At 64.6% G+C, this 16,319-nt stretch carries 33 protein-coding genes; 1 reads left to right on the top strand and 32 read right to left on the bottom strand.

Going from position 1 to position 16,319, the window contains the following annotated elements; translation table 11 throughout:
- Positions 1-59: 59 nt before the first annotated feature.
- From AAW51_RS10600 to AAW51_RS10505, 19 genes are all read right to left on the bottom strand, one after another.
- Complete coding sequence (locus AAW51_RS10600) at positions 60-908, bottom strand: hypothetical protein (RefSeq protein WP_047194596.1); 849 nt, start codon at positions 906-908, stop codon at positions 60-62.
- Positions 905-1,174: a hypothetical protein gene (locus AAW51_RS10595; RefSeq protein WP_047194595.1), complete on the bottom strand. Its 270-nt coding sequence runs from the start codon at positions 1,172-1,174 to the stop codon at positions 905-907. The genes AAW51_RS10600 and AAW51_RS10595 overlap by 4 nt, the downstream gene beginning before the upstream one ends.
- A 14-nt stretch (positions 1,175-1,188) precedes the next feature.
- Positions 1,189-1,563, bottom strand: coding sequence for a hypothetical protein (locus AAW51_RS10590; RefSeq protein WP_169788004.1), 375 nt, complete (start codon positions 1,561-1,563; stop codon positions 1,189-1,191).
- Positions 1,564-1,642: 79 nt separating this feature from the next.
- Entirely contained in the window at positions 1,643-1,858 is a 216-nt protein-coding gene (locus tag AAW51_RS10585) for a hypothetical protein (protein ID WP_047194593.1), read from the bottom strand.
- A gap of 190 nt (positions 1,859-2,048) precedes the next feature.
- On the bottom strand, positions 2,049-2,336 hold the full coding sequence (locus tag AAW51_RS10580) for a hypothetical protein (protein ID WP_047194592.1): 288 nt from the start codon (positions 2,334-2,336) through the stop codon (positions 2,049-2,051).
- Positions 2,333-2,614, bottom strand: a complete 282-nt coding sequence (locus AAW51_RS10575; protein WP_047194591.1) for a hypothetical protein — start codon at positions 2,612-2,614, stop codon at positions 2,333-2,335. The genes AAW51_RS10580 and AAW51_RS10575 overlap by 4 nt, the downstream gene beginning before the upstream one ends.
- Positions 2,615-2,655: 41 nt before the next feature.
- On the bottom strand, positions 2,656-2,841 hold the full coding sequence (locus tag AAW51_RS10570) for a hypothetical protein (RefSeq protein WP_047194590.1): 186 nt from the start codon (positions 2,839-2,841) through the stop codon (positions 2,656-2,658).
- Positions 2,842-3,138: 297 nt separating this feature from the next.
- A complete protein-coding gene (locus AAW51_RS10565; RefSeq protein WP_047194589.1) occupies positions 3,139-3,378 on the bottom strand; it encodes a hypothetical protein in 240 nt (79 codons plus the stop codon).
- Positions 3,379-3,471: 93 nt separating this feature from the next.
- A complete protein-coding gene (locus AAW51_RS10560) occupies positions 3,472-4,149 on the bottom strand; it encodes a hypothetical protein (RefSeq protein ID WP_047194588.1) in 678 nt (225 codons plus the stop codon).
- Positions 4,150-4,218: 69 nt separating this feature from the next.
- Positions 4,219-4,452 carry a hypothetical protein gene (locus AAW51_RS10555; RefSeq protein WP_047194587.1) on the bottom strand — a complete coding sequence of 78 codons (234 nt, stop codon included), beginning with the start codon at positions 4,450-4,452 and terminating at the stop codon, positions 4,219-4,221.
- Between the two features lie 229 nt (positions 4,453-4,681).
- Entirely contained in the window at positions 4,682-4,990 is a 309-nt protein-coding gene (locus AAW51_RS10545) for a hypothetical protein (RefSeq protein WP_047194585.1), read from the bottom strand.
- A complete protein-coding gene (locus tag AAW51_RS10540; RefSeq protein WP_047194584.1) occupies positions 4,987-5,208 on the bottom strand; it encodes a hypothetical protein in 222 nt (73 codons plus the stop codon). Before AAW51_RS10540 ends, AAW51_RS10545 begins: the two co-directional genes overlap by 4 nt.
- 115 nt (positions 5,209-5,323) lie before the next feature.
- On the bottom strand, positions 5,324-5,806 hold the full coding sequence (locus tag AAW51_RS10535; RefSeq protein WP_047194583.1) for a hypothetical protein: 483 nt from the start codon (positions 5,804-5,806) through the stop codon (positions 5,324-5,326).
- On the bottom strand, positions 5,806-5,997 hold the full coding sequence (locus AAW51_RS10530) for a hypothetical protein (RefSeq protein WP_047194582.1): 192 nt from the start codon (positions 5,995-5,997) through the stop codon (positions 5,806-5,808). Before AAW51_RS10530 ends, AAW51_RS10535 begins: the two co-directional genes overlap by 1 nt.
- A gap of 247 nt (positions 5,998-6,244) precedes the next feature.
- Entirely contained in the window at positions 6,245-6,403 is a 159-nt protein-coding gene (locus AAW51_RS29870; protein WP_157359773.1) for a hypothetical protein, read from the bottom strand.
- Positions 6,391-6,696 carry a DUF4406 domain-containing protein gene (locus AAW51_RS29065; protein WP_238947821.1) on the bottom strand — a complete coding sequence of 102 codons (306 nt, stop codon included), beginning with the start codon at positions 6,694-6,696 and terminating at the stop codon, positions 6,391-6,393. The genes AAW51_RS29870 and AAW51_RS29065 overlap by 13 nt, the downstream gene beginning before the upstream one ends.
- Before the next feature lie 23 nt (positions 6,697-6,719).
- Positions 6,720-6,956 (bottom strand): hypothetical protein, encoded by a 237-nt coding sequence (locus AAW51_RS10515; protein ID WP_047194579.1) that lies wholly within the window; start codon positions 6,954-6,956, stop codon positions 6,720-6,722.
- Positions 6,953-7,498, bottom strand: coding sequence for a dUTP diphosphatase (dut, locus tag AAW51_RS10510; RefSeq protein ID WP_047194578.1), 546 nt, complete (start codon positions 7,496-7,498; stop codon positions 6,953-6,955). Before dut ends, AAW51_RS10515 begins: the two co-directional genes overlap by 4 nt.
- Positions 7,495-7,893, bottom strand: a complete 399-nt coding sequence (locus tag AAW51_RS10505) for a RusA family crossover junction endodeoxyribonuclease (protein ID WP_047197641.1) — start codon at positions 7,891-7,893, stop codon at positions 7,495-7,497. Before AAW51_RS10505 ends, dut begins: the two co-directional genes overlap by 4 nt.
- A 215-nt stretch (positions 7,894-8,108) precedes the next feature.
- Between AAW51_RS10505 and AAW51_RS10500 the strand changes: the two genes are divergently transcribed.
- Positions 8,109-8,702 (top strand): hypothetical protein, encoded by a 594-nt coding sequence (locus AAW51_RS10500; RefSeq protein WP_047194577.1) that lies wholly within the window; start codon positions 8,109-8,111, stop codon positions 8,700-8,702.
- Between the two features lie 44 nt (positions 8,703-8,746).
- Here AAW51_RS10500 and AAW51_RS10495 read toward each other — a convergent pair whose 3' ends face one another.
- The 13 genes from AAW51_RS10495 to AAW51_RS29055 all read right to left on the bottom strand — a co-directional run bounded on the left by AAW51_RS10495 (position 8,747) and on the right by AAW51_RS29055 (position 16,316).
- On the bottom strand, positions 8,747-9,028 hold the full coding sequence (locus AAW51_RS10495; protein WP_047194576.1) for a hypothetical protein: 282 nt from the start codon (positions 9,026-9,028) through the stop codon (positions 8,747-8,749).
- Positions 9,028-9,456: a helix-turn-helix domain-containing protein gene (locus AAW51_RS10490; RefSeq protein WP_047194575.1), complete on the bottom strand. Its 429-nt coding sequence runs from the start codon at positions 9,454-9,456 to the stop codon at positions 9,028-9,030. The genes AAW51_RS10495 and AAW51_RS10490 overlap by 1 nt, the downstream gene beginning before the upstream one ends.
- Positions 9,457-9,772: 316 nt before the next feature.
- The gene (locus AAW51_RS10480) at positions 9,773-10,246 is read right to left on the bottom strand and encodes a hypothetical protein (RefSeq protein ID WP_047194573.1); all 474 of its coding nucleotides are present in this window, start codon (positions 10,244-10,246) and stop codon (positions 9,773-9,775) included.
- Positions 10,243-11,841, bottom strand: coding sequence for a DNA-methyltransferase (locus tag AAW51_RS28040; protein WP_053013468.1), 1,599 nt, complete (start codon positions 11,839-11,841; stop codon positions 10,243-10,245). Before AAW51_RS28040 ends, AAW51_RS10480 begins: the two co-directional genes overlap by 4 nt.
- A 175-nt stretch (positions 11,842-12,016) precedes the next feature.
- Complete coding sequence (locus tag AAW51_RS29865; RefSeq protein ID WP_157359771.1) at positions 12,017-12,244, bottom strand: hypothetical protein; 228 nt, start codon at positions 12,242-12,244, stop codon at positions 12,017-12,019.
- Positions 12,241-13,179, bottom strand: a complete 939-nt coding sequence (locus AAW51_RS10460; protein WP_053013467.1) for a DnaB-like helicase C-terminal domain-containing protein — start codon at positions 13,177-13,179, stop codon at positions 12,241-12,243. The genes AAW51_RS29865 and AAW51_RS10460 overlap by 4 nt, the downstream gene beginning before the upstream one ends.
- The gene (locus AAW51_RS28035) at positions 13,176-13,583 is read right to left on the bottom strand and encodes a hypothetical protein (protein ID WP_053013466.1); all 408 of its coding nucleotides are present in this window, start codon (positions 13,581-13,583) and stop codon (positions 13,176-13,178) included. The genes AAW51_RS10460 and AAW51_RS28035 overlap by 4 nt, the downstream gene beginning before the upstream one ends.
- Positions 13,583-14,323 (bottom strand): hypothetical protein, encoded by a 741-nt coding sequence (locus AAW51_RS10450; RefSeq protein ID WP_047194572.1) that lies wholly within the window; start codon positions 14,321-14,323, stop codon positions 13,583-13,585. The genes AAW51_RS28035 and AAW51_RS10450 overlap by 1 nt, the downstream gene beginning before the upstream one ends.
- 12 nt (positions 14,324-14,335) lie before the next feature.
- The gene (locus AAW51_RS10445; RefSeq protein WP_047194571.1) at positions 14,336-14,581 is read right to left on the bottom strand and encodes a hypothetical protein; all 246 of its coding nucleotides are present in this window, start codon (positions 14,579-14,581) and stop codon (positions 14,336-14,338) included.
- Positions 14,578-14,949 carry a hypothetical protein gene (locus AAW51_RS10440; protein WP_047194570.1) on the bottom strand — a complete coding sequence of 124 codons (372 nt, stop codon included), beginning with the start codon at positions 14,947-14,949 and terminating at the stop codon, positions 14,578-14,580. Before AAW51_RS10440 ends, AAW51_RS10445 begins: the two co-directional genes overlap by 4 nt.
- Positions 14,946-15,251: a hypothetical protein gene (locus tag AAW51_RS10435; RefSeq protein ID WP_047194569.1), complete on the bottom strand. Its 306-nt coding sequence runs from the start codon at positions 15,249-15,251 to the stop codon at positions 14,946-14,948. The genes AAW51_RS10440 and AAW51_RS10435 overlap by 4 nt, the downstream gene beginning before the upstream one ends.
- The gene (locus AAW51_RS10430) at positions 15,248-15,670 is read right to left on the bottom strand and encodes a hypothetical protein (RefSeq protein WP_238947820.1); all 423 of its coding nucleotides are present in this window, start codon (positions 15,668-15,670) and stop codon (positions 15,248-15,250) included. Before AAW51_RS10430 ends, AAW51_RS10435 begins: the two co-directional genes overlap by 4 nt.
- 334 nt (positions 15,671-16,004) lie before the next feature.
- A complete protein-coding gene (locus AAW51_RS29055) occupies positions 16,005-16,316 on the bottom strand; it encodes a transcriptional regulator (protein WP_083438206.1) in 312 nt (103 codons plus the stop codon).
- Positions 16,317-16,319: the final 3 nt, after the last annotated feature.

Raw genomic sequence — 16,319 nt, 5'->3', positions numbered from 1 at the left:
CTGACCGGGGAAGACCATGGACGACAGCGCGAGCAGGTTTCCTCTAGGAGTCTCAGTGTTCATTGCCCTGCCCCATCGTCAACCCCCAGACCACGGCCAATTTCGCAAGGCGCGGCGCACTCCTCAGACTCCAGAAACAGATGCCCTATGGCAACGATGCGGTTCGCGTAATCCCGCGCCCGGGCTTCGGCGTCGAGCGCACGACGCTTCCATTCGGCCAGATCCTCGCCCGGCTCTGCCGGCGGGCAGGTGTACAGCAGCGTGCCGGCCGGCAGAGCCTTGCGCAGCGCGGCGTGGCTTCGCACATGGCCCGATGGATGGAGAGCTTCCATGGTGAATACCTCTCCCACCGGCTCCCCCTGCTGCGCAGCCGGCGGGAGCGCAGCGGCCAATCGAGAAGATGCCGCCGCGAGTAGCTGCCGCGCATGACCGCCGATACCGTGAGGCACCAACACGCCCTTGGCGTCCAGTTTCAGCAAAGCATCGATGCAGTTCACAAGGTGGGTCGTGTCGCCTCTGAAGCCATCTTCCGCCACCGGCGAAACCTCTGTCGCGCCATCGCGCGCCGCCGTGTACGCCGCCCACGCTTCTCTTTGTGTCTTGTCCGCGGCGTGCTCGCTCCACCACATCTCGAAATCGTGGGGTTCCTGTTCCGCCCTGAGCCACTTAGGAAGCGGCCCTAGCGGGGGCTTCCAAAGCTCGCCGCCTTCGTCCGTGTAGCCCGACAGCCTTAGGCTGCGCTCTGCCTTCGCCAGTCGCTGCGCCGCGGCCGCTAGGGTGCGGAGAAGGGTTGCCGCCGTTCGGGCACGACAGCGACTCGCTGTGGCCATGAAGCTATGCAGCTGGTCCGCCCACAGGTCCAGCTCGTCCGCGACGCGGTGCGCTTCCTTCACTTGTTCCGGTGTCATGCCTGTTCCTTCAACGCCGCGTCGATCATTGCCCTCATGCCCGCTGCCTCCGCGGTGGACGTCCGCTTCTTCTCCGGCTTGTGCAGCTCCTGCAAGAAGCCGCGGTGAAACGCATCCACCATCTCCGGAGTCGGTTCCCGTAGGGCCTTGAGTGCCTCGACGGCATCAGGCAGGTACAGCTGCCAGAACGGGCGGCCGTCCTTCATGAGCACCTCCTGTTCCTCGATCGGCGACTGCGTTAGCGCGCGAGCGACACGTTCCAGCATGCTTTGTCTCGTGCTCATGCCATCTCCCATTCAGCCCGCCGGGCGCCCTTGAATAGGGGATGCGGCTTGTATTGGGGCTGCGTCACCATGTTGGCCAACAGCACCTTCCAGTTGGCGCGGGTGTTCTCCACCACGGGTCCAGCGTCGAAGTCATGATGGCCAGGGATCGGCGCGACGCCGAGCGGGTCGACGATCTGGCATCGGACCGCGATGCTGCTGCAACCGCTGTTGTAGTAGCCGAGGTGCGCGCGGATATTGGCCTCTGCGTACTTGCCCGCGTTGCTCAGCGCCCAGCAATAGCCGCGGTCATCGGGGCGCCAGAACGTGATGTACTTGTGCCGCCGGTGCGTGTGGTTCACGCTGACGACGTAGTAGCTGCTCATTTCCACAGCGACCTCTCCTTGTTGTCTCCCGGCATCCGGCCGGCGGCGGATCACACTCGCATGCCTCCATGGCATGCAGCTGGGATCAGGATGCGATCTCGATCACGACGTCGAGCGGTTGGTCAGTTCGGCGCGACGCCCAGAACTGACGGACCTTGAAGAACTCCTGCAGTGCGTCCCGATCAAGATGCGCCGCTTGATACCAAAGCCCGGGCGCCACCGGTTCCTGCCCCGACACTCGGTTGTAGTAGTCGATCGCTTTGCACCACTGATCGAACCTCCATCCAAAAAGCAGGGGCATCTCAGACCTCGTGCCTTAGCTCACTCGCGCCATCGGTCGATTCGCTGGAACCGCCAGCCGTGTCGCCGTGCTTCGATTGCCCACCCCGCAAGGCCTACGTCCCGCTGGCGCGCGATGGACTTCGGAGCGCGGCCAAGCGATGCCTCCCGCTGCCCTTGGGCGATGAACCACGCTTTGCCCCCGAGTCGCTTCACACGGCGCCCCCGGAGGCCCGCTCCTCAGGCAGGGCATCGACGTAGAAGCTTTCTGCGCGGTGCTCGACGCCGAGGTCGTCTCGGAAGAGTTTGAAATCGCCGATGTGCTTTACGTCGAGCAGCCCGCAGACGTCGATGCGCACAAGGCCGGTTTGAACCTCGATGTCGTAGATCGGCCACTCGGCGTCGCCCAACATCCGGCCGATGAACGGCTGCGGAAGGCTGTTGATGTAAGCCATGTCGAGAAGGTCGCCCGGCTCCGGCGTGTGTTTCGTGTTGCTCATGCCGCACCTCCGGCCTTGGCGATCACTTCAAGCGTCGGGCCCCAGTCGAAGCACTCGCCGCCTAGTGCGGCGTGAACGCGCCGCAACTCGCGCAGCAGCTCCGGCGCGGCGGCGATCAGGCGGGCATTGGCTTCTCCCCGCGGCGTCTCCCAGTAGCCAACAAAGGCGATTTCATGCGCCCCGCCTGTCTCCGGTGCTTGCCGGATGTAGCGACCACCGGACGGTTTTACGGGGTCGGTGAAGAGCCAGGGCCCTGGCGTGTGTTCCGTGTTGCTCATGATGTGCAGTGCGTTGAATACCGGTGCGGCCTGCGGGGCGGTTAGATGCGCATCCCTTCGGTGACGTACACCTGGCCTGCGCTGATGTGGGCTTCATGGCCGCGCTTGTTCAGCCACCGGGCGATGCGTGCGGCGCGCCGGCGGGTCGTGTACCGCTGGCCCAGCGTGAAGAAGCGGCCGAAGCCTTCGCTGACGCGGACCTGGTACAGGGTGCGGGTCTTGCTCATGTTGCGGTCCTTGCTGCGTTGTCTCGCTGTATGGATCACGATGCTGGGCGGCGGACTCAGGCGCGGGCGAGCTTTGCGCCGCGAACGTTGCTCCGCCACGCGTCGAAATGGCGCTTGATGTGTTGGTCCGGCGTGCCCACAAGCTCAGGGTCCAAGCGCTCCATGTAGGCCCGGCGCGCGGCGTTCGGCGTGTCAAACACGGGTAGCCCGGGCTCCGGTTCCCATTCCCTGCGCGGTGCTTGCCCGGGCTCTCGCACAAACACCGGTCGCATCACGATCCATCCGGCCATAGCTGTCTCACACGAGCCGGATCGAGCCCGGCTTGTAAGCGATCAACTCGTGCGACTGGCTGAACTGCCCGCCCGGTGCCGCGAAGACGTCGGTCAACCCCAAGGAGGCGGCCACACGCTTCGCTGCCGCACGGTCGGCGTAGGGTTCGCTGTTCTGCGTGCACACACGGAACTTCAACCCCTGGTCAGCCACGCGAACCTTGATGCCCGCGGCGCCGAATGCGGCCTTGACTTGCTTGCTGTCCATCGTCGATCCCCGTTTGCAGCGTGTATGGCATTACTGTATTACAGCAATGCTTGATACGCAAGAGGCAAGAAGACCGAGAGTTGCGGACTTTCCCTACCCGGCGTGCTGCCGCAAGAAGCGCCTCATCAAGCTGTCGACATTTGAGAGCTTGCGGTCGAGATCAGCGAGCAGCCACCTCGCGAACAGCTGTTCCTCGATGTCCTTGCCGAACCTCACCGGTCGCTTGCCGCTGCGATCGCACTTTGTGCACCAGACCCGCGGCGCCCGGTAGCCCCCGTTGAACCCGCGGCCCTCGCAGTGCGGGCAGTTCGGATCGAGGAAGATGTCGAGCACCTTACCGGTCAGAGCGTTGATCTCGGCCGCCGTGCTCTGCAGCCCCTGGCGCCCCGCCGCTTGCCGCGCGTAGCAGCCCAGAGCGTGCTTGGTCGATGCCAGCGTCTTCAACTCGATCAAGATCAGCGCGCGGTCGGTGACGACCTGGCGCTCCAGTTCTTCGGCCAACTGCCTGGCGCGTGTCGGCCCGAGGGCCATGCCCAAGCATTCCCGGTCGATCTCCTGCTGCATGACCTTGTAGGTCCTCTCGACCCGGCGCACATCACCGCCGGCCTGATCGAACTCGGCACGCAGACGGTAGAGCGAGGTCGCGAGCCCTTCACGAATCCAGCCCGCTGCGATCAACTTGTCGACGTCGCCCGGCTTGTCCTCGACCTCGAGGTGACTGCTGTTCATGGCACGCGTGTAGCGTTCCGCGGTGGTGGGTGCGTCCGACATGGTTGCTCCTGTGATGCATGCGCGCGGGCAGAGGATGCCCAGGGTTATGGACTTCGTCTAGATCAACGCTCAGCGTGCTCGCTTCATGTTCGCGGCCACTCCCAGCAGGAGCGCTCGCACGTCTCGGCTTGCGACGTTCTTTGCTGCCCTGGCCAGCGAGTCAGCGTGCCGATACTGGAGTTCCCTTACGAAACGGATATGCCACAGCTCCGGTCGAAGGTATGCAGACCGCTCACCGGTGACGAATCCGTAGGCCTTGGCGATCTCCCATATGTCGTCGTCCGACAAGACCTCGGCGGTCATCTCGCCACCTCGACCAGATCGCATTCCGGAACCCAGGACATCGGCGCAAGCCTGAGCGCCCATGACATCGGAACCAGCATTGCCCGTTGCCCGGCGTAAGGGCCGCTCTCGATCTCCCAGCCCTCCATAAACTCACCGGCCTGGCCAATGAAGGCGGCCGCGCCAGGTCGGAGGTCGTCTGTCCGCTGCGGCTGAAAGACGGCGTATGTGGTGGCGTAAAGCTGCCGTCTCATCCCATCGCCCTCCCGATCTCGGCGGCTGCTCGCACGACAGCACGGGCCTCGTCGGGCTCATCTTCCGGCCAGCACACGCACACGTGATTGCCGATGCGCACAACGCAGATCTCAAAGTCGATCCGCCCCCTTAGCTTCGACAGCAGCCGGTAGCGAGCGCCGTCGTCGGTGAGGGGGTCCCACCGGGTAAAGCCGCGCAAGTTCGGGGACCACTGCACCCAAATGCCGTCCTTGAACGCCTTCAACGTCGAATGCGCCCCCGCCGCTTTCGCGGCCAGCTCCAGCATCTCGCGGTCCGTGCTCATGCTCGAACCTCTGCCTTGAGTTTCGCCACGAGCGACGGATGCGCGACGAACGTTCCTTCGCCAAGCTGCCACACCGCCGGCTGTCGCTCCTCTACGCGGCGCACGCACCAAGCCTTGCGCCGCCTGGGCCTGGGCCCGCCGGCCTGCGCCACCACATACCGCACCTTCACGGTCTCGGCGAGCGGGTTGCTCAGAATGCGGATGCCGAACGGGCTCATGCCTTGCTCCTTGCGAGGGTCTTCTCGATGGAAGCATCGGCCTCTGCCGCGAGGTTCGATCTCTCGCTGAAGTCGCCGCGCACCGGCAGCTTGATCTCTTCGTCTGTACGGCTCATCAATCGCTCCAGGAGGAAGACCCGCTGTCACTGCTCGAACTGCATTCAGGGGTGCTTGACGTGCTGCTGTAGTTGCTCGCCGGGCACGAGGGGCTGTCATCAGACCAGCTGCCCGAGGCGCCGCCGCCGGCGTAGCTTCCGCCGCCGCCGCTCTCGAACGCCGGCCGCTCTTCGGACGGCCGGTGAAAGCAGGCTTCGATTGCGGCGATGGTCAGGTAATCCACCTCGAGCCCGGTGATCGTCGACTCCCGGCTGTTGGTGGCCGCGGGCGCCGCTGACTCGCGGCCCGATCGGCTTCGCTTGGCCGGCGCAGGCGCAGCGTCAACCAGGCCGAGCCGTGAGTTCTTGAGCAGTTCGCGCCACCGGCGATCGCGTTCCGCGGCGGTGTCCCGCACCTGCTTGGTCGACACCCACGGGCGCCAAGGCAGGCTGAAGAGACGCTCGGCCCAGGTCCGCCGCACCGTGTAGTCGATATCGCCCATCACCTTCTCCCCCAACTGAGCATGAGGCCGGCGGCCTCCGACACGACGGCACGCGCCGCTGCCTCCCAGTTCTCCTTGACGGCCTTGGGCAGGTTCTGCCAAGAGCTGGTGCCGCCACGCGGGCCGGGACCGTTGAACGCCTCGAATGCGGTTTGCCCCGGCGTGACGGGCTTGGTCGCTGCTTCCTTCACGATTTCCTCCTTGCATGGTCAATCCGTTGAGCCCAGGCCTTCACCTGTTCGTGCGCGGACTTCCATGCGCGGCCGAATCGTGACTGCAGGGCGTCTCGATAGGCGGGCGTCAGCGCGCCCGACCGGGCGGCGACGAAGTACAGCGGGCTGTGCGCCAGGCTGCGGGCGGCGCAGCCGTCGCACTTGTCCTCGAAGCCGATGCTTCCCGTAAGCGGGTTGGCCTCGGCGTCGGCGCACGGCCGGCAACTCACCGGTGCCCCTTGAGCTTGCTGGCGACGCCCTTCACCACTCGCCACAGGTGCATGACAGGGGACGCGATGGCGAGAACCCGGACGGCGACCGAGTCGAAGCAGAGCCCGAGCACGAAGCCCAGCGCCAGGCAGAGCAAGATGGTCAGCAGGTACACGGTTCCACCTCTGTCACTCGATCGACAAGCGCTGCCGCCGGCACCGTCGGCATTCCCAGGGATTGCGCAATGTGCTGTTCCAGGCGCGCGCCCCTCGAGTTCTCCCAGCCCGGCAGCAGTGCCACCCCGTCGCACGTCACAAGTTGCGCAATGTCGGCTCGCATGCATGCTGCCCACCCTAAGGAAGGATCGACGTTGATCTCGGCCGGGTTGACCACGCGATAGCCGAGATCACGGAGGCGGGCCGCCTCTGCGTGGAAGGCGGGAAAGTTCAAGTCAGGCAGGCCAGACATAGGACCTGCAATGTAAAGCCTCTTCACTTTTGGTCCCCCTGCCGGAGCGCGAACTTGTCGCACACGCCCTTCTTCAAGACCTTGAAGCCGCCCAGCGTGCAGCGCAGGTTCTTCTCTTCGGTCCAGGTGTACAGCCTGCTGGCCGCCTGGTAGGTTTTCTCGACCGTCTCCATTGAGAAGTGCTGGCAGGTACTGCAGCTCGGGTGCTCGGGTTTGGCGCGGTAGTTCTGCGCCGCCTTGGCCTGCTCGACTTTGCTCACAGCTCGCCCCCTTCACTGTCCGCCTCGCTCGCAGCCCCCTGTCCGGTACTGCCGAAGCCTCCGGCGCCACGCGCCGTCTCCGTGAGTTCGTCAACCTCGACCAGTTCCACTGGATGCACTCGCTCGAGCATCGCCTGGGCGATGCGGTCGCCCTTCTTGACGAGGAACGGCTCGCTGCCGTTGTTCTGCAGGCAGACCTTCAGGGGCCCGCGGTAGTCGGGGTCGATCACTCCTGTACCGTTCGCCAACACGATGCCGTGATGTGCACCGTGCCCGCTGCGGCTATAGACCTTGAGCGCGTAGCCCGGTGGGGGCTCCACAGAGAACCCGACGTGGAACGTCACGCGCTCGCCCGGGCAGATGCAGCGGGAGAAGCTGAGAACGTCGGTAATCTCGAAGTCCGGGGCGTCTTCGTGCACCGCCACCGCGGCCAGGTCGAAGCACGCGGCCCCGGCCGTCTGATGCTTCGGCAGCACCGCGTCCGGGTGAAGGCGCTTCACCTTGATGGTCAGTGCGTCGGGATTGGAGTTTGTCGAGCTCATGCAGGCTCCAAAAGCGAGGGTTGGGGGTTGGCCGCGATCAGCGGCGTGATGGTCACCACCAGGCGGGCGTCCCCGTCCGGCTCGGCGCGTTCGGCGCGGATGCTGCGCACCCAGCGGTCGTCTTCGATCACGACCCCTTTGAGGGCGTCGAACAGCACCTTCTGCGCGTTGTCCAGGTCGATGCACTGCACGGTGTCGTCCCAGCCGAGCGGGTCCTGGCGCATGCGCTTCTGCCAGTCCTGAGGGCGCTGCGGGTAAAGGGTGTAGGCGATGGCAACGCGGCCGGCCAGCGGCCTCGTCACGCCGGCGGCCTTCGCGATCCAGCGGACATCGTTCTTGTAGGCCTTGGCTTCGTCGCTGACGACGGTCACCGGCGCCTTAAAGCCTCTCGGCATGTAGGTGCGCCAGTAGCGGTTCGCAGATAGGGGATAGGGGAGTTTCAAGACAATCAACTCGCTCTCCCCTCACCTAGCCGCGTGTGAAGTTCCTCACACACAGGCTTTCTCAATCCGCCCGCCCTCGATTGCCCAGAGTCGTCTGAACTACGATGCCGCAGCAAAGCAATGCGCCGACAGAACTGATGAAACACCCCGCTTGGTATCGAAGTCCCATGAACTGGGTCATGCTCGCACTTTCGTCGTTTCTCTTGTTTGCCACCCTTCACATGACGGGCGTGAGCAACTGGCTGATGGAAGCCGAGATTGACTGGCCCGCTTGGACCCAAGCTGTAGGCTCGGTGGTGGCAATCGCGGTGGCAGTCTGGCTTCCTGCCGCGGACAGGCGGCGACAAAGACGCGAGCAGGACGAGGCCGCCTATGTGCAACGTCTGCAGTCGAAGCAACGGTTGCACAGTACCGCGACCGAACTCACTCTCTTGGTCAGCAACATGGCGGCCGTTCAGGGCCCTCGAACAGTGTCTGGCATTCTCGACACGGCCGCGATCACGGACCTTAGGCGGCGCCTTGCCGATTTGGAGGCCGTTGCACCAGACCCGGAAGCAGAGAAGCTGATCGGCGAGATGCGTGGAGTACTTCTTCAATGCGTAGCGCTGCGGGAGTATCCATACTCGGCCGAAACCTCCCAACGCCTCCAAGACGTCGACGAGGTCGCCTTCGACATATCCCAGCGGGCCCAGGCCGCGCTCATAGAGGCAGTCCAGGAGAGGGATACCATACCGTGCCCCAAATCGGGCAACGCGTCGTGAGCCCGACCAGGCTGGGTAGCAGTCCATCGTCTTGCAGCGGGCGCTCACGACTGCAACGCCCGGATCGTCTCGTTCAAGCACGACAACTCCGTCTTCTTCAGCACGGACCAGATGCGGCGCTGGCCGTGAATGCCGTTGAAGCTGCCGCGGTGGCAGTCGTCGCACAGTGGTATCGCTGTGAAGTGGAGGCCCTGCTCGATGTGGTGCGCCTCCGACGGCTCCGCTTCCGTGGCCGGCTTGCTGCACACCGCACACGGCATGCGCTTCACCATCGCGAGGTAGCGCCCCTCGGCCGCGCTGATGGCCTTGGCGTTCTTGGTGCGCATCAGGCCGCTTCCTTCAGCTTCGGGCCGGCGACCCAGAGGTGCCCCACGCGCTGCAACTTCCCCGCCGTGCGGGCCGCACGCAAACGCGCCGCCTCGTCGATCACGTCGATCGCGAACTTTTGCTCGATGTCGGTGGTGGTGAGTTCCTCGTCCGGGTTGGCCTTGAAAAAGCCCAGCAGGTCGTCGACCGCTGTCGTGATCGGAACCGGGAACCTCTCGGCCGCCAGCCGGCCGCGGTCCGTCAAGCTCCACAACGCCCAGCTCGGCTTCTGTACACAGTTCTGGTCTTTGAGACGCTGGAGAAGCTCGCGCACGGTATGCGGGTTCTTGCTCAGCCGCTCGCAGATCAGCTTGGTCGTAACGTTTCCCGATTGATGTATGAGCGAAATGATGCGCAGCTGCTCGATGGGGTAGTGGTGGTCGTTCATCCCGTTGCCTCCTCTGCGCGCATCCATTGAATTACCTGCGCCCAACCTTCATCGCCGTACACGGCCCTCACCGCTGCAGACCACCGCGCTCGCTGCGCCCGCTGCGATACCAGATGGATCTCGTCGTTCAGCCTTGCGGTCAGTCGCGCCAAGCAGGAGAGCTCCACCCCGTTCCCGGCCCGTTGAGCTGCGTTCATGCGTCGGAGGGTGTCGCCGCGGCGTGCGCGTAGAACCTCCTCAGCTTCGACCCAGGGCATTGACCGGACCGTCGCCCAGAAGAGATCTTCTTCAGGATTCAGAGCGTCCAGCGGGTCTCTCATGACCGCCTCCTCATGCGGGCCGCGGTCACCAGCACCTTCATGTGCGTGCGAGTCTTGGCACCCAGGAACTGCTGCTCGGTGGTGCCGGACAGGACCGTCGCGTAGTCCGCTACAAAGTCGCGCAGCAACGCTACCTCCGCCGGGTAGAGGGCCGCGACCCCGGGGGCCCTTCGCGCCCGGACGGCACCGAAAACGCCGTTCAGGTCTTCGAGCATCTGGTCGCGGTCCTCGGCTATCCCTCGTGCACACAGCTGCGCAACGATGCCGGCCGCCTCGAACAGCACCTCCCAACAGGAGGTTATGTCCTGCCCACGAACGATGGCGGTCACCGCGTCATCGAGTGCCGCGGCGCGCTTGATCGCCGCTGTCGTAGACATCGCCGGCTCGCGGGAGTCAATGCGGGCTTGGTCCTCCCTAGAACTCGTCGGCGTTGCATCCGCTTGGCGGGCGTGTGCGGAGCGCTTCTTCATGCTGTCTCCACGTCCGCGAACAGCGGTGCATCCGCAGCAATGCGACGCCGAGCGATCTCGATGTACTCGGGCGACAACTCAATGCCGATTGCGTTGAAGCCCTCTAGCTCTGCCGCCTTCAGGGTAGAGCCGCTGCCCGCGAACGGGTCGAGCACGGTTCCGCCGGGTGGCGTGACAAGGCGGCACAGGTAGCGCATCAGGTCCGTGGGCTTGACCGTCGGGTGCGTGTTCTTCCCGGCGCCTTCATGCCGGTCATGTGCGCTTGCCTTGGCGCTGTAGAAGAACCGAGCCGCGCTGCCGGCGTCCGGGTACTCTGGCTTTCCGACTGCGTTCTGTTCTCCCCCGCCAAACATCGCGCCGCCCTTGGCCCCCTGGCCAGGGTTGCCGATCCAGGGACTTGCGCTGTTCGGGAACGCTGCCGCCACTTCCTCGCTGCCGTCGTGAATGACGTTCGCGGGCCAACGGCCCAGTTCTTCGGCGCGAGCCACGTTTGCTCGCACCCGGGAAGCATGCGCATCGCGGGCAGCCTCATCCTCCATCCATGGGCGAGCCCATCCGTCGTTACCCTTCTGGTCCGCGTTCTCGGCGCCGCCTCCGAGTTTGTCGGTGGTCGGCACCCTGCACCCGTCGATATTGAGCGCCCCGGACCCGAACTGCAGCACGTTCGCCGCGACGGTGCCGACGAGTGGCTTGCGGGCGACGCAGATCGGCTCCCATGCGGGCTTGAGCGCGGTCCCCCAGCCTTGCCATTGGCGAGCGGCTTCGGTGACCGGCGTACCGGGGTTGATGACGCGCTGTGTTGGTTGGAAAACGTCATTCCCCGCCGGCCCGCTGACCTCCCGGTCTAACCGCTCGTTCCCTGGCTCACCCTTGCGACCATTCAACCGCCAGACTTCCGCGTCCATCTCGTCACCGAGGCGCAGAAGCGCCTTCAGCTTCATCCACTGGTCCCACTTCGGGCACTGGCAGCGGTGCTGCAGGCGCGTCAGCCACCAGCCGGCCATATCACTCGTACCCATTGCCGCATCAACATCGGAGCGGGTTACGCCTGCGCGCTCGGCAGCATCGGCCATGAACGCGGTTATTCGAACGATGTCCGCACTGTCGTCGCGCGCCTTGTCAATCGCCTTCGACACGTCCAGCGACTTCGGGAATCCGCTGCCGAACAGCCATCCGATCTGGTCCCGGATCTCGAACCCCGCGGCTTCGATTCCGCACACCAGGCGGTGGTAGGTTCGCGTACTCGAGAAGGACAGCAGATGGCCGCCCGGCTTCAGAACGCGGAAAGCCTCCCGGGCCCAATCCTCCGAAAACTCCTGAAAGGCCCGCATGCCCTTCGGCGACAGGTCGTAGCTCCCCGCCTCTTCCGCGGGGGCTCGACGGGGGTTCTTTCGTGGTGCGCCGTTGGGCTGCGGGCATTGGTTCGGTTTGGCAGCTTGCCGCTCGACTCGCTTCAAGATGTCGGCGTGGTCCCACGACTTCCCCATGAAACCGATGCCATACGGCGGATCGGTCACGACGCTGTCGACACTGCATTCTGGTAGCGTCTTCATGATCTCGATGCAGTCGCCCTGAATGATTCGGATCGAACTCACGCCGCCTCCTTCGTTCTCGCGCAGCACGGCCCGATGAAACCCCGCACTGGATGCTTTCGGCCACCGGCCTGGTCCGATGTGCGCTTCCCGCAGCTGCCGCAAGTACGTCGGATCACCATCCCCGTGCCGACTGGCCGGAATCGAACGTCCGGCGGCCGCTTCGTGTTGTCGCTGCTCATGCCTGTGCTTCCTTCTGCTTCCCGCGGTGTTTGATCAGATCGCTGTAGCCGCGCACGAACTGCTCGGCCTGGTCGCGGGTCAGGTCCTTTCGGACCACGCCCATTGCTGGCTTGTTGTCGAGGAAGCAGCCGATCGAGAACTCGATGGCCTCGGCCATGCGGGCTACCTGTAGCTGGTTACGGTCGTGGGACCACAGAACCACCCAGTCGTGAGGCGTGTTCATTCAATGGCCCCCAGGTTGTATGGCTCGACACGGCTGTGACGGTCGTCGCAAAAGCGCATGGTCGGCTTGTCGAACCAGAACTTCAGCCGGCCCTCCCAAGGGCCGTTGCGCTGCTTCTCGCATGTCACGAGGGCGTCGGGCTGCTCGAGGTGGACCATGTCGTTCGGGTCGCGCTCAAGGGCGCGCTCCTTGGGCTTGTTCGCCCACACGGTCATCACGTTGTGCACCTGATCCGAGATCGAGCCGGAGCCTTTGATGTCGTACTTGGTGGGAGGCTTGTCCTCGGTGCCGGAGGGAGGCTTTCGGCAGTGCACGATGAGATGCATGTGCAGCCCGGTCTCCATACCGCAGCGCACGATGTCCGTGGTGAACCGCTTCTGCTCGTCGAGGCGCTCCTCGCTGTCGCAGACCATCATCATCGAGTCGATGAACACCTGCGTACCCTGCAGCTCGTCGGCAAAGTACCGGCACAAGGCAAGGCACGTCTCGGCGTCAACGCGGCCGAGGTGGTCGAACAACCAGAGCCGGTCGTCCGCCCAGCGGTAGAACAAATCGGACTGCGCCTCAGTGGGCGAACCGGTGGCGAGCGCCTGCCGCTCTGCCCGGTCCATCGTGTCAGCCGGCAGCATCTCGAACGATGCAATGAGCACGCGCTCGCGCTGCAGCGCCAACTCCACGGCGATCTGCCCGGTGAACATGGACTTGCGGTGCCCGTTGTATCCGGCCCAGGCCGTCGTCTCACCCGGGCGGAACTCCAGCAGGTTCTGCGCTTTACCGGACAGCATCCGCGCGTGCCGCTTTCCGTTCGGGTTGTTGCGCGCCGCCCTTCGGGCCTGTACCGCATCCCGGAAATCCGAGGCCTTGCGGACCTTCACCGCCAGATCCGGCCCTTGCTTGTAGGCAGACAAGTCGATGGTGTCGGAGATGAGCCTCACGCGAAGAACTCCTTGTTGCGCACCGGCAGCCACGGCTGGAACAGCAGTGGTCCGGTCGCGATGTAGCTACCAATTCGACGTGTGCCGCTGACATAGCTGCCGCGATAGACGTTGCTACCAACCTGCCGCTGGACATCGGCCATGCACAGGGACCACGGGTCGACGTCGAGCAGGTCGGACAGCAGGCGCAAAGCGGCGATGCCGGGCTTCACGGCGACGATCAGATCAAGCCCCCGGGCCCATCCCCAGGAGTAGCGCTCGGCGGGATCGGCATAGACGGTCGGGTTCGACCAATCGAGCGCCCCGACGAGCGACACGACGACCAGGTCTGCCGGGCGCAGGCCGCGGGCGCGGGCCTCGACGATCGCCTGTGCATTGCGGGGTGTGGGGAGCGGGCGCAGCATCAGACGGCTCCCGCGAAGATGTCGGGCTCAGCCGGAGCGGTACCACCGACTTCGGCTCCGTCCCACCGCTTGCCGCGGAGGTAGACGACTGGCGCTGGGATGAACTTGCCCTCGTCTTTGAGCCAGTCCGTCGAGCCGCGCATGGCTCGGACATGGGCCAGGATTGCGTCGGCCGCTCCGTCCAAGCGGCTGGACTGCCAGACCTTGAGGCATTCAGCCCGGCCACCCTTTCGGGTGCTCTTCGGCCATGCCTCCCAGAACTCGACGAACCTACCCTCCCCCTTGGGGGTTTGGGGGGGTATTTCTTTCTCTTCTCTTCTCTTCTCTTCTCTAGTCCGCTTTTTGTCCGCATCCGATGCGGACAAGGAGAGGTCATCTTGCGGATGTTCTTCCGCTGCGCGCGCCTTCCGCTTGCGCTTTGATTCAGTATCACGACGCTTGGCGGACTGGCCGTTGTGCTCGTCAAACTCAGGCATTTCAAGGCCTTCGCCGTCAGCGTGCACCAACCAGGAGACACACTGCATTGCAGCGCAAAAGCCGGGCCAGCCGATCGCATCGTCCATCGCCTCGGGCGTGTAGCCTTCGAGCAACCCGTCCTCGCTGTGCGCGTCGAAGATGCTCCAGACCGCATGCAGTCCGCCAATTACCCGGAACTTGTCCGCACCCAATGCGGACGCGATGCGGACAACTTTCGGATGCGTGTGCAGGTCCGATCGCATCTTGATCCAGTCGCCGGCCATTGCCTGTCTACCTCAGAGCTGGGACGGCTTGAGCAGCCGCTTGGTGTGTTCGATGGGTTGGGCGGGGCTGGACATGCCGAACACCGTGCCGCGGGCGATAGCGACCTGCACCGGGTCACTGCTTTGCAGCAGACGCGCGCGCAGTCGGCTTGAACGCTCGGAGGCCTCGAGCCCCTCGCGTGCACCCTTCCCCTCCCAGTCGGCCTGGCTCACGTACCCTTCGCGGTCGAAGGCGCTGCCCGCGGCGATACGGTTCATCGTGTCGCCCCCTGGCTGCGCTTGAACTCCTCGACGGCCTGCCGGAGTTGCTGCAGGCGCGTCGCAGGCTCGGCGTCCGCGTAGTTCGGACGTCCAGCGATCCGAACCATCTCGTCAATACCATCGTCGTTTCGGATCGGACGCAGCGCGCTATCGCGGACAACTACCCGGTACATGCGGAAGGGTCGGCCAGATACGGTCTCGGTGTAGAGCTTGTCGCCCTCTGACTCGACGTACCACGCGGGGCCGCAGTCGCCATCCCAGATGCCTTGGAAGTTGTAGGCCTCCCTCACCATGACGAGGCGCCCCCAGTTCTCGGCGTACTGCCCGCCCACGATGACGGCCAGGTCTCCTTGCTGGCAGTTCATGAGGACACCTCTTCCAGATGGCGCCGCTCTTCGGCCAGGGTGAACACCATGGCGATGTCTTGCTCGATGCTGCCGGCTGGGAACGCGGCCCCGTAGGGCTGGCGCTTTGGGTCCGCCGCCCACTCGTAAAGAGCGCGCAAGTCGGGCATGCGGGACAGCGGGTCCAGGACGCCATGCACGGTCGCTGCCTGGTGCTCGGCACGAGCCCGGTCCAGCATCGCGAACTGATGCTTGGACGTGTCGCCGTAGGTGACGAGGAAGGCTGACGGCCGAGCGGCCGCCTGGAAGGGGTTCTTGCTCATGCTGCTCTCCTTGCTGCCTGCAGCTCGGCCTCGAGGGCGCGGATGCGGGCTTCCTTGCTGGACCGCAACACCACGTCGCAGCCCATCTGTTCGGCTATCCACTGGAGCGGCGCCAGGCTTTGCGTGATGTGCATGAACTTCACGAGACGCTTCGCCCATTGCTGGCCGACGTTCCTCATGAACTTGCTCATGTAGCCGTGGCTGATCGGGATCTGGTCAGCGATCTCGTGGTCATCCATGCCGCTGTGAAGTGCTGCCTTTCCGAGGCAGGCCGAGAAGGACGCCTTGTGGATCAAGGCTTGGGGCAACTGGTGGAATTCACCGACTTGACCGAGGAACGGCATCTCGCCTTGCGAATGCATTCCAACGCTGTCTTGTGGTTTCCATTCGGGTGCCGCGACACTGGCGGACATGGACATAGCAACTCCCATCGCTTTTGTTGAAGAAAAGGTTTCAGGCTTGTTGAAGGGCCCCACCCAATCCGCCCATGCAGCGATGGGAGGATTCGACGGCACGGGCCTCATGGAGGGGCCCTTCAAAAAGCCGGCTCGCGAGAGCCGGAAAGCGCCTTGCGGCGCCCACGGAGGAGACATAAAGGCCCCCGCCCGCCCCGCCCTGCGTAATGAGGTGAGGGAGGGTGGTGCTGAACGCAGAACGGGTGTTGATGCGAGCGGAGGAAAGGGGCGAGCGCTGCAGCCGATAGACCGGCCGCCCTACTACAAGCTGATGGATGACAGCTGCAGCGCTCATAACTCAGGCCTGTTGGGCAGAAGCGGCGACGTCGACGAGCGGACGCCCGGCGGGATGGGGCCACGATTTGTCTCGAACCCGGTACCACTGCACATTGCCGAGCAGCTGCTCGCAGGTAACCTCGCCTTTGGTGGCCTTCTCGATCAGCGGGCAAAGGTCTTGCGGAACGGGCCGCTCTCCCTTGCGAAGCTGGCTCACGAACTGAGGGCTTCGATCGAGCACCGACGCCAGTTCAACACCGCTTCCAAGCAGCTGGATTGCTCGCTCGATGTGAGCGTTAGCGGGAGCCTGTGGCGGCTGTGGGTGCTTGCTCATTGC

Source organism: Caldimonas brevitalea (assembly GCF_001017435.1).
GTDB classification, from domain to species: Bacteria; Pseudomonadota; Gammaproteobacteria; order Burkholderiales; family Burkholderiaceae_C; genus Caldimonas; species Caldimonas brevitalea.
This window is presented reverse-complemented; position numbering and strand designations above follow the sequence as displayed.

Bases quoted from the DNA above. Each gene is read 5' to 3' on its own strand.
- AAW51_RS10575 (WP_047194591.1), bottom strand. From the start codon at position 2,614: ATGAGCAACACGGAACACACGCCAGGGCCCTGGCTCTTCACCGACCCC.
- AAW51_RS10555 (WP_047194587.1), bottom strand. From the start codon at position 4,452: ATGACCGCCGAGGTCTTGTCGGACGACGACATATGGGAGATCGCCAAG.
- AAW51_RS10540 (WP_047194584.1), bottom strand. From the start codon at position 5,208: ATGAGCCCGTTCGGCATCCGCATTCTGAGCAACCCGCTCGCCGAGACC.
- AAW51_RS10505 (WP_047197641.1), bottom strand. From the start codon at position 7,893: ATGCCGAGAGGCTTTAAGGCGCCGGTGACCGTCGTCAGCGACGAAGCC.
- AAW51_RS29065 (WP_238947821.1), bottom strand. From the start codon at position 6,696: ATGTCTGGCCTGCCTGACTTGAACTTTCCCGCCTTCCACGCAGAGGCG.
- AAW51_RS10545 (WP_047194585.1), bottom strand. From the start codon at position 4,990: ATGAGCACGGACCGCGAGATGCTGGAGCTGGCCGCGAAAGCGGCGGGG.
- AAW51_RS10570 (WP_047194590.1), bottom strand. From the start codon at position 2,841: ATGAGCAAGACCCGCACCCTGTACCAGGTCCGCGTCAGCGAAGGCTTC.
- AAW51_RS10500 (WP_047194577.1), top strand. From the start codon at position 8,109: ATGAACTGGGTCATGCTCGCACTTTCGTCGTTTCTCTTGTTTGCCACC.
- AAW51_RS10480 (WP_047194573.1), bottom strand. From the start codon at position 10,246: ATGAAGAAGCGCTCCGCACACGCCCGCCAAGCGGATGCAACGCCGACG.
- AAW51_RS10490 (WP_047194575.1), bottom strand. From the start codon at position 9,456: ATGAACGACCACCACTACCCCATCGAGCAGCTGCGCATCATTTCGCTC.
- AAW51_RS10450 (WP_047194572.1), bottom strand. From the start codon at position 14,323: ATGGCCGGCGACTGGATCAAGATGCGATCGGACCTGCACACGCATCCG.
- AAW51_RS10495 (WP_047194576.1), bottom strand. From the start codon at position 9,028: ATGCGCACCAAGAACGCCAAGGCCATCAGCGCGGCCGAGGGGCGCTAC.
- AAW51_RS10595 (WP_047194595.1), bottom strand. From the start codon at position 1,174: ATGCTGGAACGTGTCGCTCGCGCGCTAACGCAGTCGCCGATCGAGGAA.
- AAW51_RS10435 (WP_047194569.1), bottom strand. From the start codon at position 15,251: ATGAGCAAGAACCCCTTCCAGGCGGCCGCTCGGCCGTCAGCCTTCCTC.
- AAW51_RS29865 (WP_157359771.1), bottom strand. From the start codon at position 12,244: ATGAACACGCCTCACGACTGGGTGGTTCTGTGGTCCCACGACCGTAAC.
- AAW51_RS10560 (WP_047194588.1), bottom strand. From the start codon at position 4,149: ATGTCGGACGCACCCACCACCGCGGAACGCTACACGCGTGCCATGAAC.
- AAW51_RS10440 (WP_047194570.1), bottom strand. From the start codon at position 14,949: ATGAACTGCCAGCAAGGAGACCTGGCCGTCATCGTGGGCGGGCAGTAC.
- AAW51_RS10445 (WP_047194571.1), bottom strand. From the start codon at position 14,581: ATGAACCGTATCGCCGCGGGCAGCGCCTTCGACCGCGAAGGGTACGTG.
- AAW51_RS10580 (WP_047194592.1), bottom strand. From the start codon at position 2,336: ATGAGCAACACGAAACACACGCCGGAGCCGGGCGACCTTCTCGACATG.
- dut (WP_047194578.1), bottom strand. From the start codon at position 7,498: ATGAGCTCGACAAACTCCAATCCCGACGCACTGACCATCAAGGTGAAG.
- AAW51_RS10565 (WP_047194589.1), bottom strand. From the start codon at position 3,378: ATGGACAGCAAGCAAGTCAAGGCCGCATTCGGCGCCGCGGGCATCAAG.
- AAW51_RS10600 (WP_047194596.1), bottom strand. From the start codon at position 908: ATGACACCGGAACAAGTGAAGGAAGCGCACCGCGTCGCGGACGAGCTG.
- AAW51_RS10430 (WP_238947820.1), bottom strand. From the start codon at position 15,670: ATGTCCATGTCCGCCAGTGTCGCGGCACCCGAATGGAAACCACAAGAC.
- AAW51_RS10585 (WP_047194593.1), bottom strand. From the start codon at position 1,858: ATGCCCCTGCTTTTTGGATGGAGGTTCGATCAGTGGTGCAAAGCGATC.
- AAW51_RS28035 (WP_053013466.1), bottom strand. From the start codon at position 13,583: ATGCTGCGCCCGCTCCCCACACCCCGCAATGCACAGGCGATCGTCGAG.
- AAW51_RS10535 (WP_047194583.1), bottom strand. From the start codon at position 5,806: ATGGGCGATATCGACTACACGGTGCGGCGGACCTGGGCCGAGCGTCTC.
- AAW51_RS29055 (WP_083438206.1), bottom strand. From the start codon at position 16,316: ATGAGCAAGCACCCACAGCCGCCACAGGCTCCCGCTAACGCTCACATC.